This window comes from Zarconia sp. (assembly GCF_057467645.1).
This window is the reverse complement of record NZ_JBRJXU010000048.1, coordinates 1-11,975: the sequence shown is the minus strand read 5'-3', so window position 1 is coordinate 11,975 and position 11,975 is coordinate 1. Positions and strand designations below refer to the sequence as shown.

Genomic DNA, 11,975 nt, shown 5'->3' with positions numbered 1-11,975 from the left:
ATTGATAGAAGTGGGATTGGCGATCGCCCTTTCCCCAGATTGAAAACTCAATAGGACGTCAAGGGGGTTCGCCGGTGCGAATCCCTTTTTTTGGCTGAATGCCGATACGACAAGAAATGGGTGGCATCCGATCGCAGCGACCGATACATTGAAGGGTGATGGCGCTTCGCCTCCGGTATTGGGAAACGGTTACGACAAGACCGATCGCATCCGATCTGAGAATTGCGATCGGGGTTGCGCGGCTCGCTCTCATCTGCAGACGTGGCGCTCGATGTGATGAGGTAGGAGGGAGCTGAGGGTATGAAAACCTCGATCGAGACGATCGCTGAAAATCGCGAAACCCACGAACGAATTGCCAAAGCGATCGCGTTTATGCGGCAAAACTATCGAGATAGACCCGACCTAAAAACGGTTGCCGAACAGGTTCATTTGAGCGAATCTTACTTTCAACGCTTGTTTACCAAATGGGCAGGTATCAGTCCCAAGCGTTTCTTGCAAAATCTCACCGTCGAACGGGCAAAATCCAAAATAGCCAGTGCGAAAAGCCTCTTAGATCTCACAGAAGATGTGGGATTATCGAGTCCGGGACGGTTGCACGATCTATTTGTTTCCCTCGAAGCGATGTCGCCCGGTGAATTTAAAGCTGGAGGGGTGGGGTTACAAATTCGCTACGGTGTTCATCCAACCCCATTTGGAAATTGCCTGATTGCGACAACAGCGCGCGGCATCTGTAACCTGCATTTCCTCGACGGAGACGAAGAAGCCGCCGCAGGTGACTTGCAACTCGAATGGCCCGCAGCCGAAATCCTTCGCGCTCCCCAAGCCACCCAAAAAATTTGCGATCGCATCTTCGATCGAGTGGCAAACCGTTGCCCGACTCTGGTTCTTCACGTCAAAGGTACGAATTTTCAAATCCAAGTGTGGCGGGCACTTTTGAGAGTTTCCTTCGGCGACACCACCACCTATGGTAGCTTGGCCCAATCCATAGGAAAACCGACTGCGGCGCGCGCTGTGGGGAACGCCTTGGGTCAAAATCCCGTGGGTTACATCATTCCCTGCCATCGAGTGATTCGAGAATCTGGGGAAATGGGCGGCTATCGATGGGGAGTCGAGCGTAAGGCGGTTCTTCTGGATTGGGAAGCCCGACAAAACCAGAATTTACAGGTTTAGAAATTGAATCGGAAATTGAAGTAGGTGCATCGTGAGAGTCTCAGATTTCATCCAATTATTACTGCTAGCCGCACTCTGGGGGGCTTCATTTCTATTTATGCGTGTTGCCGCCCCGGTGTTGGGACCGGTTTGGTTAATTGAATTTCGAGTCTTATTTGCCGGTTTGGTGTTACTGCCGATTTTGGCGCGATTGCAGCTTTTGGGTCAAATTCGCCAACATTTTCCCACTCTCATCTTCATCGGCGGTTTGAATGCTGCGGTTCCTTACTCCCTGTTTGCATTTGCCGCGAGCTTTCTCCCGGCGGGATTTACCTCAATTTTGAATGCCACCACGCCTCTATTTGGGATCGTCGTCGCTTCCCTATGGCTGAAGGAGAAGTTAACCATCGCCCGTATCCTCGGCTTCGTTTTGGGATTTACAGGGGTAGTCGTTTTGGTCGGATGGAAGACTGTTTCTGCCGAAGCCAGTTTTTTCCTGGCCGTCGCCGCTGGATTACTTGCAGCGTTGATGTATGCCATTGGCGCTCCTATTATCAAATACAAACTCGGCGAAATTCCACCGTTGGTAGTAACCAGCGGCAGTTTTCTGGGGGCAGCATTGCTTCTGCTACCCCTGCTGCCGTTTACCGTACCTCAGGTCATTCCCTCCGTAACGGTTGTTGCATCCACCATTGCCCTCTCTCTTCTCTCAACGGTGTTGGCCTATATTCTCTATTTGCGGTTGCTGCAAAACGTTGGCTCGACCAAAACCCTGACCGTTGCGTATCTGATTCCCCTGTTTGCCATATTTTGGGGAGCAATTATTCTGGGGGAAGCCATCACCCTCTCAACCATCGTCGGTTGCGCGTTCGTATTGCTCGGAACGGCGATCGCCAACGATTTATTTGTCAGTTTGCGGCGCTCGTGAAGTTTCAAGGTCGTCAAACGTAGAGCGGACAGTTTTTCTCACTGGAATTTCACGGTTTCGTTCGATAATAATCCAGGTTAGGGAACTAATCCATCGCGCCAGAGCGGTGATGAGGGTAAAATTCTTACGATCGATTTTCGCTTTTACCATGAATCCTTACACGATTTTCAAAGAAACCCAGCGCCAAAGAGCGAGCGATCGCGCCACTGTTCCTATCCTCAGTAATTGTGAATCGGCCGATCGCCTCCTGATCTTAGTGTGGTCGCAATTGGGGGATTTCGATAGTCTCGAATATGCTTGGTGCCTGCAACGAGAAGCGCAAACACTACAATCCCAGGGCATTACGATTCGGGCGGTGGGAATTGGCGATCGCAATTCGGGATTAAAATTTTGCGACTACACCGGATTTCCCCCAGAGTGGCTATTTGTAGATCCCACGGCCCAACTGCACCAACAATTAGAACTTTATCGAGGGTTATCGTTAAAATTACCCGGTTTATCGAGGGGGCAAAATGCTTGGCTCAACTTAATGTTAATGTGTGCCGGAATAGGCAGTCCGGGGACTTTGGCCGAAGTGTTTCGCGGTTATCGAGGTGACAGGCAAGCCCCCCAATTAATTGACGATCGAGAAACGATTAAGGCTGGACCATTACCGGCTTTTAAAGGTTCATTGTTCAACAGGGCAGGAGGGAGTGGGTTTCAGCGTCCCTTTGAACTGGCCACTTTGCGACTGCGGAACATGACCGAAGTGCTCGGAAACTGGAAAACGTATGTCCCCAATGCTGCGTATATGACCCAACGAGGTGGCACTTTCTTGTTTGATGGTCAAGGAAATTTGCTCTACTCACATCGAGATCGGGGCATTCTCGGTTTTGCGGAAAATATGAGTCGTCCTCTGTCTTTTCTATCCCTGGATTCAAAGGACGGGTTTTAGTTTCTGCAGCCATGGGTTTAAGTCTAAACCCATGGCTACTAATTCTCTAGAAGATAAAAATCTTAGAAAAAATTTTAGAAGAGAACAATAGTGTGAATATTTTCGCATCCGTGCACCTACCAAACTCAGTTCGATCGTCTCGTTCTATTTTCACCCGGACTCTCACACACTCAATCCCTTCAATCGTTGATTGGGAATAGTATCCAATTGCTATAGTTATTGCTTGTTTTTTCGCGTAGAAGGCACTGCGAGCAATTTGCGATCGCGCGATCGCGCCCTCAATCGCCATAGAATAATTTAGAATCGATGGTCGAGTTGCGGACGAAACATGACTGTCGATCGCACTGACCCTCAATCGACTCACGAATTCAAATGACCGACTCAATCGTATCTCCCCAATGGCTTTCCCAACATCTCGACGATCCCGATATTGTCGTTATCGATTGCCGATTTTCCCTCCCCGAACCGGAACTGGGACACGAGCAGTATCAAACCCGCCATATTCCCGGTGCGTTTTACCTCCACCTGAATCGCGATCTCTCCAGTCCCGTGGGTAAGCATGGCGGACGGCATCCCCTCCCAAATCCTTCGGAATTTGCCGAGAAACTCGAAAAAATTGGCATTACCTCCTCCCAAACCCAAGTCATCGCCTACGACGATTCCCGCTTTGCCTTTGCCTCCCGCTTGTGGTGGCTGCTGCGGTATTTGGGACACGAGAAGGTTGCCGTCCTCGATGGGGGATTTTCAAGTTGGCAGCAGGCAGGATATCCCACCAGTAGCGATCGATCGGTCGCCACACCGGGGAAGTTTGAGGTGAATTTGCACCCAGAGTGGGTGGTGGATATCGATACGGTGAAAGCGAGGAAGGATTTGCCAGAGGTGATGCTGGTTGATTCGCGATCGCCCGAACGCTATCGCGGAGAAACAGAACCCATCGATCCCATCGCGGGTAGCATTCCCGGTGCGGTCAATTATTTCTGGCAAGGAGTTACCGATGACACCGGGTTGGCAAAATCGATGGATGCACAGCGCGATCGCTGGCAAGAAACAGCTTCGGCTGAGGAGATTGTTGTCTACTGCGGTTCTGGAATTACCGCTTGCGTCAACTTACTTTCCCTACATTTAGCTGGGATTGAGAAGACGAAGCTCTACGCCGGAAGTTGGAGCGATTGGTGTTCTTATCTCGTTGAGGAGTAGTCTGTTATACCAGTTGCTAGACCAGTTAGGGTATCGTGAGGATGAGCGGGGGGAGCGCAGGGAGCTGGTATAGCCGTCGCCATAGCAATTAGGACACTTGTGAAGGTGGGCTTCGGGAGTACGAGGGGAAAGACTTCGGGCGAATTACACAATTGACTGGTGTTGTCTGAACTCGAATAGCGACTGCTATAAGACGATCGAAGTATCCTCACTAAAGTGGCGACGGCTATACATTACAAAGACAAAAACAGGGATCGACATTTACCTACCCCCGCCTGTATCTTAAAACGACAGACTTACTTAAAGATTTTTAAGCTTTTAAAGCGGGTAACGCGATTCGAACGCGCGACATTCACCTTGGCAAGGTGACGCTCTACCACTGAGCTATACCCGCGAAATTTGAGTACCTTTCTATACTGACAAAAAAATACACCCATGTCAACCTCGCTCGAAAATTTCTTTTTCCCTCGTTGTTCGGGACGAAGCATTGGGAAATCAAACCGTAGGTGCGACCCGGAATGGATCGCCCAAATGCTTAGCCCCTAAATGGGTTGAGTCTTCTTCGTTTACCGAATGACAGCCGTGCGGCGAACGCTATCGAGGGCGGCAACCAGACTGCGAACGGTGGCGATCGCAGCGACTTCGCTATCGAGACGATTGATAGCCGAACCGACGCCTACCCCAGAAGCACCAGCGGCGATCGCCATGGGTGCGGTGACGCTGGAAATACCCGAAGCACACAACACCGGAACCGACACGGTCTGGGAAATTTCGCGGGCGGCGGCGAGGGTGGGGGCAGCTTTTTCAATCAGCCCCAGAGTTCCAGCGTGGGTGGGTTGGCTGCTGGTTCCCCCTTCGGTTTGGATGATGTCCGCACCAGCACGCACCAAAGCTTCTGCCAGCTGTACCTGCTCGTCGAAGGCAAGGATATGGGGAACGGTGACGGAGAGAGTAATATCCGGCAAGAGGGCGCGGGTCTGCTCGGTCAGTTGCAACACCTGGGGCGCTTCAAAACGCATGCCTCGGGCGTAGAAAGCATCAAAGTTCCCAATTTCGATTAAATCGGCCCCGGCTTCCACCGCACTGACAAACTTTTCCGGTTCCACGGCTGAAACGCAGATGGGAAGCGAGGTCAAACTCTTTGCCAGACGGACCAAGTCGGCTGAGGCGGCAATATCGACAAAGGTCGCACCTCCGGCTTCTGCAGCTTTGACGGTAAACGCCACCCGATCGCGATCGAAGTTGGTTAAACCGCTAATGACTTTGAGGGCAGTTCCGCGATCGAAGGCGGGCTGTAGCTGGGAATGTATCGTCATAATTTTGCACGGGACTTACGTCAAACAAATATTGTGACATGGCGGCAGGAGTTGGCGATCGCCTATTGTTGTTTTTTAACCTCAGGCGCAAGTTCCGATGGCTGGGGTCATGGCACGAGAAGATCGGTCGATTTTGACCTAGAAGAAAGAGTACCCCCTGCGGGCACTGTCAAACGTTTTCAAAACCCGCACACTAGAAGTAGTCTGTCAGATTGAGTTCCCTACTTCGGGCAAAAGGAAGATTTTTCCTTGCCCGATTTTTCATATTTGCCCTCAGGGCATCAGTACGATGTTGCCAGATGATTCTCAAGTGACAGGTCCTCTGTGCGGGAGATTCGATCGAGCTTATATTTTGCGAACCACCTGCAAGGCACAAAAATGAAACAGTTCGAGGCTGGAAGCGCAATGTCGTTTGAGAATCCCCCCGATCGTTTCGATCTGCTCCTACTCTTACAGCGTTTCGACCCACCTTGTTGAAGCCCGAGCTTGAGATAGATTGGTGGTGAATTTGTCAACCCTCATGTTTTGCGTAAATTTACGGAATGTGTCGGGGCATGGAATCAATAAGACCTGTAGAACTTTGGACAAAAACTGGGAAGTTTAAGGGGAATTCAGAAAAAAGCGATCGAACTATATTTATTCTTGATATTTTTAGCTTCTGAGTCGATAAAGATACTGATTAACCTCCAATCGAAGTGGAAGCCATCTTCGTAAATTTTTCTATTTCTTCATACTGGTTCTGTTTGTATATTATTTGTGACAAGAAAACTTAAATTCTCTAGTGCTTAGTAATCGATTATGTCAATATTCATTCTCATATCCGGCAGCAAAATCCCCTCTAAGCTGCATTGCATATCTGGCTTTCGAGTTTTATTAGCATCGGAGCTTACACGTTTTATCTACCAATGAACAGATCGGGGTAAGTCTCCTGAATTGAAATTGTTTAGTTTGTTACTCTCCAAAATATTCCCGAAAAACGTAGCCTATTGGGTACCATAATTGAGAACAAAATTTCCAGAGTTTGAGGGTTCCGATCTTCGGAAAATTTATTCTAATTATGCGATCGACTCTCGATCGGAAAAGGGAGAATTTCGTATAGCTTTGCAGAGAAAATATATAGATGGATTGTCGGACTGAAATCTCTAGCGCACAGATATCCAGACGATTGCAATCCCAACCCTTAGCGGTATTCTAAATCCACGGATTTAGAGGCACAGGCGCTCTCAGGGCATCAACATTACTTGTCTAAGGTATTGGTCTAAATCACTGAGAGTTGGCAGAACATTTCAACTCTTTGAATGGCAAACGTTTGAACGAACTCACCAGATAGGTTCGTAGGTTTTTGATGGGGAAATAGACGGATTTCGCTGCTTCGAGACACATGATCTCAAGAGAGAATCACCATGAACATTCAAGAGCATCAGGAATTGAACTCAGACCGCGTTTCAACTGATCTTGACGACATTCGAGCAAATGGGGCGATCGTTTTTGTCGACACCTCTGTAGACGATTATTCCAGTCTGATGGCTGGGGTGGTTTCGGGAGTTGAAGTGGTACTGCTGGACTCAATGCGGGATGGGGTGACGCAAATAACCGAACGCTTGCGAAGTTATCCGGACTTTGCCAGCATTCACATCGTTTCCCACGGTTCCCCCGGTTGTTTGTACTTGGGTAACTCTCAACTAAGTTTGAATACTCTCGACGGTTACGCCAGTGACTTACAAACCTGGTTGTCTCCCTCCCTCCTTCTCTACGGTTGCAACGTTGCTGCTGGGGATGCCGGGGCTGAGTTGATCGAGAAGTTACATCGCCTGACAGGGGCTGAGATTGCTGCTTCTGCAAACCGCACGGGTTCTGCTGCACTAGGTGGGGATTGGACACTGGAGATGATGACCCGTCATATTGAAGTTCCATTGGTATTTCAGGCAGAAGTACGAGCCGCTTATGGCTCAGTTTTTGCAACTCCCAAAGGACAGTGGATCGCCCAAGGACCGAGTCCGGCACAGAACGGGCAAGTTGAAAACGTTCAGCCTAATGACGAGGTAATTGGAGCCATTCATACGGTACTAGCTCACCCGGACAATGCCGATATCCTGTATGCTGGAGCCGTCAATGGCGGCATCTGGAAAACAACGAATGCAACTAACAGCACCCCTAACTGGACACCGCTTACTGATGATTTGCCAGGGAACTCCATTGGCGCAATGGAATTCGATCCGACCGATCCTACCCATCAAACGATCGTTGCGGGTATTGGTCACTTCAGCTCTTTCGGCCGACGTGGCGGTCCTTTAACAGGTCTGTTAAAAACCACTGATGGAGGACAGACCTGGACTCAGATCGGAACTGCTGACAATGCGGACAACGATAGTGACGGTTTTGTTGATGAAGCTGATGAAACCCTGCTGTCGGGAAGAAACATTTCTGGTGTTGCTTCTCGCGGAAATACAATCTTGGTTAGCGCGAATAATTTTGGTGGAGGTATTGGTAGCGGTGTCTACCGCAGTACCGACAGCGGTGCTACCTGGAACTTCATTTCCGGCATCAACGGACTCGATTCTGGAGCCGCCTTTGATTTGGTAAGCGATCCAACTGACAACCAGCGCTTCTACGTCTCTGTTCAAGGCGATGGTATTTTTCGGTCTGATGATGGTGGAGTGAGTTGGAGCAACTTATCTGACAATGACACTAGCCTCAATGACTCGATTACCAGATTTGGTAATAACAATGCAGAGATGGCAGTTGCCAGTAACGGTCGGTTGTACGCTGCCATTCTGACAAATGGGCAACCCTCTTATATCGGATTTACAGACAATCCAACAGTCGCCAATCCCACTTGGACTGAAATGGATTTGCCAGTGACCCAAGAAAGTGATGGTGGTTTTGAAGGACTCAATCCCAGGGAAAAACCCGGTGGTCAAGGCGGTATCCATTTTTCAATTATTGCCGACCCGAATAATCCAAATACAGTTTATGTTGGCGGCGATCGCCAAGACTTCCCGTTTCCAAATGCTATAGGAGCTAATGATTTCTCTGGGCGTTTGTTTCGGGGAGATACAACTCAAACGGCTACTAACCCAGGCAGTACGACAAATATTAACTCTCCTCAGTGGCAACCTTTAACTCACAGCCAAGGTGGATTTAATGGGGGCGGAACGATTAGTAACAGCGCACCGCACGCCGATTCCCGCGAGATGACTTTCGATGCCAATGGTGACATTATTGAAGTTGATGATGGTGGGATTTATCGGCGTACGAATCCACAGAATGCGAATGGTGATTGGTTCTCGATTATCGGCAATTTACAGGTGACAGAGCAGCACGATATTGCCTATGACACGATTTCTAACATTATTATCAGCGGCAATCAAGATACTGGAACCACGCAACAAACCAGTGAAGGCTCAACCACTTGGAATAGTGTTTCCACTGCCGATGGAGGCGATGTTGCCGTATCGGTCGATCCGAATAACTCTTCGCAGTCAGTGCGTTACTCAAGCTTTCAAAATCTGGGGTCTTTCACTCGTCGAGTTTATGATGCCTCGAACAACCTAGTTAGCTCTACGATTGTGGGCTTAAATGGTTTCATGGATGATGTGCAGTTTGTCACACCAGTCGTCGTCAATGAAGTTGACCCCAACCGGATCGCGATTGGCGGCGCGAGTAACGTCTACGAATCGTTTGACCAAGGTGATAACGTAACCGTTATTAACACAGGCACAGGTTTTAGTGTCGGCGTTAATAGCTCCGATGGCGATCCAATCGTCTATGGTGGTCGTCGGAATGGGGAAGATAATCCAGACGTACTTTACGTCGGATCTGGATATGATATATTTGCCCGCACCACATCCGATGGGGCATTAGAAAATACTAACTATTCGGGTGGATTCGTCCGAGATCTAGCGCTCGATCGAGATGATTGGATGAGTGCTTTTGCGATCGACGATGACCAAATCTTCCGCACAATTGATGTGAGTAACGACAACGCAGATAATGACGGAGATGGTGAGATTGATGAAGCCAATGAAATTGACTGGCGCGAAATTACAGGTAACCTAGTCGCAGATTTTCGCGATGGCTTTGATTTAGACTTTCGGTCACTTGAATTCATCGATCTTCCCAGTTTTGATGATGCAATTGCAGTCGGAACCAATCGCGGTATTTTTGCATCTCTGAGCAGCACGGATTTCACAGATTGGTTTCAGGTGGGAACTGACCTACCGAATGTCCCGGTTTGGGATCTTGACTACGACATCACCGATAATGTTTTGGTTGCAGGTACTCTCGGACGTGGAGCATGGCTTCTCGAAAATGCTAATGAAGTCCTGATTCCAAATGATATGGTGGATTCTCCAACTTCTGGTGACGACAATCTTACGGGAACTTCTGGAAACGATTCGATCGACGCTCTGGCAGGAAATGACACCGTTGATGGCGGTTTCGGAGAAGATACTCTAAACGGCCAATTTGGAGAAGATCGACTTTTGGGAGGTGCAGACAATGATACTCTAAACGGCGGTTTCGGAGAAGACACTCTCGAAGGGGGCGATGGAAACGATTTACTTAAAGGCAATCGCGACAACGATATTCTTAATGGCAATGCCGGTGACGACTTTCTCCGTGGTAATGCTGATAACGATGAACTAATAGGCTCAAGCGGAAGTGATACTCTATATGGGAATAGCGGAGAAGATATTCTAAACGGCGGTGATGACGATGATTTTCTTTATGGCAATGCTAATAACGAACTTGGTTTTTTCAATAGCTCTGATAGTAATGATGTTCTTAATGGCAATGCCGGTAACGATTTTATCCGTGGTAATGCCGGTAACGACGAACTAATAGGCGAAACCGGACGCGATACTCTAAATGGGAATTTTGGAGACGACACTCTAAACGGCGGTGATGACGACGATTTTCTCAGAGGCGGTCGTGACAATGACATGCTTCTTGGAGAAACCGGACGCGACACTCTTGAAGGCGGTTTTGGAGAAGATACCCTCGAAGGGGGCGATGACGATGATTTTCTCAGAGGCGGTCGTCAAAATGACTTGCTGATTGGGGACGCTGGAGACGATCGCTTAGCCGGTCAGCGGGAAGACGATACGCTCCTAGGCGGACAAGGCAACGACTGGCTCCTAGGCGGACAAGGCAACGACTCAATTTCTGGGGGTTCCGGACGCGATACGTTTGTTTTCGATCGCAACCACGGGACAGATACGATCGCTGACTTTACTGTCGGGGATGACTTCATTGGTTTGAAGGACGGCTTAACCGTTGCCAACCTATCCGTGAGTGTCGTGAATGGTAACACCGAGATTGCTGTGGGTGATGAAACCCTGGCAATTTTGGAAAACCGGAGCTTGTCCATCACCGAGATCGACTTTATCTCGGTCTAAAGCTTCAATTCGTTTTCTCGATACGCTCAGCCTTCGACCTTTCTGGTTGGAGGTTTGGGCGTTGCAACAGCCATCTCCACCATTGACGAAAAACGATCGCGCTTAAGATTTTTTCCGAACCACCTGCAACGCACAAAAATGAAATAGTTCGAGGGTAGAACCGCAATGTCGTTCGAGAATCCCTCTTAACTGAGTAAATAGCGCTTCCCGTTGCGCGGCTTCCAAAGCAATATAAGGAGATAAGGTACTCAACAGTCCGAAATAATCGTCAAGGGGATAGGTGACGTGGCGGGTGAGTTGTTCGGTGACTAAATCTTGGAAATACCCCGAGTCGAGAACCATGCGTCCGAAGCTGCGAAAGTTTTCCTCGTAGGTCGCTTTATCCTCATATCGATCGAGGTTTGGAGCATGGGTTTGGTAGGCGCAGCGCAGAGTTTGGAACAGTTCGCGATCGACCTGAGGAGGCGTATTCCACAGCAAAATCAGAGAACCGCGATCGCCCAACGCCGCAGCAGCCTTGCGACAGGCAATCTCCCGAGGCATCCAGTGAAATGAGGTCGCTGCCAGAACCGCCGAAAATTTCCCGGCTTCCAGGGGCCAATCTTCAAAGGTAGTATTGAGAATTTCCACATTGGGGTAGCGATCGCAGTTTTGCCGCGCCAACTCGCACGCATCGGCACTCGGTTCGAGGCCAACCATCCCTAATCCGGATTTGGCAAAGTCTACCGTCGCCGTACCCGGACCGCAACCGAGTTCGAGAATTGTCCCATCTGAAGGTAATTGCGCAATTTCCAGGGCGCGATCGACCATTTCTCGAGGATAGCGCGGACGGGTGCGGTTGTAAGCACTGGCAACATCGCCATACCAATTTTTCCGGCATTCCGAGGGTCGAGTTTGCGTCAGTTCCTCGTACCACCGCTGCCAGTTATTTTCTGGTTGAGATTCGTTCATGAACGTCAGTTTTATAGCAGTTTCCCCCTTTTTCATTACAGATTTTCAGTCATGGGGAATGGGGAACGGGGAACGGGGAATGGGGAATGGGGTGTGGGGTG

8 protein-coding genes and 1 tRNA gene are annotated in these 11,975 nt (G+C 49.3%); 5 read left to right on the top strand and 4 right to left on the bottom strand.

Features of this window, described 5'->3' with window-relative positions; translation table 11 throughout:
- Nucleotides 1-58: 58 nt before the first annotated feature.
- Entirely contained in the window at nt 59-253 is a 195-nt protein-coding gene (locus AC2215_RS06745; RefSeq protein WP_486809202.1) for a hypothetical protein, read from the bottom strand.
- 47 nt (nt 254-300) lie between these two features.
- Here AC2215_RS06745 and AC2215_RS06740 point away from each other — a divergent pair, with 47 nt between their 5' ends.
- The 4 genes from AC2215_RS06740 (at nt 301) to AC2215_RS06725 (ending at nt 4,208) form a co-directional block, all read left to right on the top strand.
- The gene (locus tag AC2215_RS06740; RefSeq protein WP_486809201.1) at nt 301-1,170 is read left to right on the top strand and encodes a methylated-DNA--[protein]-cysteine S-methyltransferase; all 870 of its coding nucleotides are present in this window, start codon (nt 301-303) and stop codon (nt 1,168-1,170) included.
- Nucleotides 1,171-1,201: 31 nt separating this feature from the next.
- Nucleotides 1,202-2,077 (top strand): DMT family transporter, encoded by an 876-nt coding sequence (locus tag AC2215_RS06735; protein WP_486809200.1) that lies wholly within the window; start codon nt 1,202-1,204, stop codon nt 2,075-2,077.
- Between the two features lie 148 nt (nt 2,078-2,225).
- Complete coding sequence (locus tag AC2215_RS06730; RefSeq protein WP_486809199.1) at nt 2,226-3,011, top strand: peroxiredoxin-like family protein; 786 nt, start codon at nt 2,226-2,228, stop codon at nt 3,009-3,011.
- Between the two features lie 372 nt (nt 3,012-3,383).
- Nucleotides 3,384-4,208: a sulfurtransferase gene (locus AC2215_RS06725; protein WP_486809198.1), complete on the top strand. Its 825-nt coding sequence runs from the start codon at nt 3,384-3,386 to the stop codon at nt 4,206-4,208.
- 322 nt (nt 4,209-4,530) lie between these two features.
- Here AC2215_RS06725 and AC2215_RS06720 read toward each other — a convergent pair.
- Both AC2215_RS06720 and AC2215_RS06715 read right to left on the bottom strand, forming a co-directional pair.
- Nucleotides 4,531-4,602: transfer RNA gene (locus AC2215_RS06720), tRNA-Gly, on the bottom strand.
- A gap of 172 nt (nt 4,603-4,774) precedes the next feature.
- Nucleotides 4,775-5,524, bottom strand: coding sequence for a DUF561 domain-containing protein (locus AC2215_RS06715; RefSeq protein ID WP_486809197.1), 750 nt, complete (start codon nt 5,522-5,524; stop codon nt 4,775-4,777).
- Nucleotides 5,525-6,927: 1,403 nt separating this feature from the next.
- Between AC2215_RS06715 and AC2215_RS06710 the strand changes: the two genes are divergently transcribed.
- Nucleotides 6,928-10,923 carry a DUF4347 domain-containing protein gene (locus AC2215_RS06710; RefSeq protein WP_486809196.1) on the top strand — a complete coding sequence of 1,332 codons (3,996 nt, stop codon included), beginning with the start codon at nt 6,928-6,930 and terminating at the stop codon, nt 10,921-10,923.
- A 102-nt stretch (nt 10,924-11,025) separates the two neighbouring features.
- Here AC2215_RS06710 and AC2215_RS06705 read toward each other — a convergent pair whose 3' ends face one another.
- Nucleotides 11,026-11,874, bottom strand: a complete 849-nt coding sequence (locus AC2215_RS06705) for a class I SAM-dependent methyltransferase (RefSeq protein WP_486809195.1) — start codon at nt 11,872-11,874, stop codon at nt 11,026-11,028.
- Nucleotides 11,875-11,975: the final 101 nt, after the last annotated feature.

What these genes read in the sequence shown, in the direction of transcription:
- AC2215_RS06705 (WP_486809195.1), bottom strand. Translation starts at nt 11,874, where the DNA reads ATGAACGAATCTCAACCAGAAAATAACTGGCAGCGGTGGTACGAGGAA.
- AC2215_RS06710 (WP_486809196.1), top strand. Translation starts at nt 6,928, where the DNA reads ATGAACATTCAAGAGCATCAGGAATTGAACTCAGACCGCGTTTCAACT.
- AC2215_RS06745 (WP_486809202.1), bottom strand. Translation starts at nt 253, where the DNA reads ATGAGAGCGAGCCGCGCAACCCCGATCGCAATTCTCAGATCGGATGCG.
- AC2215_RS06740 (WP_486809201.1), top strand. Translation starts at nt 301, where the DNA reads ATGAAAACCTCGATCGAGACGATCGCTGAAAATCGCGAAACCCACGAA.
- AC2215_RS06730 (WP_486809199.1), top strand. Translation starts at nt 2,226, where the DNA reads ATGAATCCTTACACGATTTTCAAAGAAACCCAGCGCCAAAGAGCGAGC.
- AC2215_RS06715 (WP_486809197.1), bottom strand. Translation starts at nt 5,524, where the DNA reads ATGACGATACATTCCCAGCTACAGCCCGCCTTCGATCGCGGAACTGCC.
- AC2215_RS06725 (WP_486809198.1), top strand. Translation starts at nt 3,384, where the DNA reads ATGACCGACTCAATCGTATCTCCCCAATGGCTTTCCCAACATCTCGAC.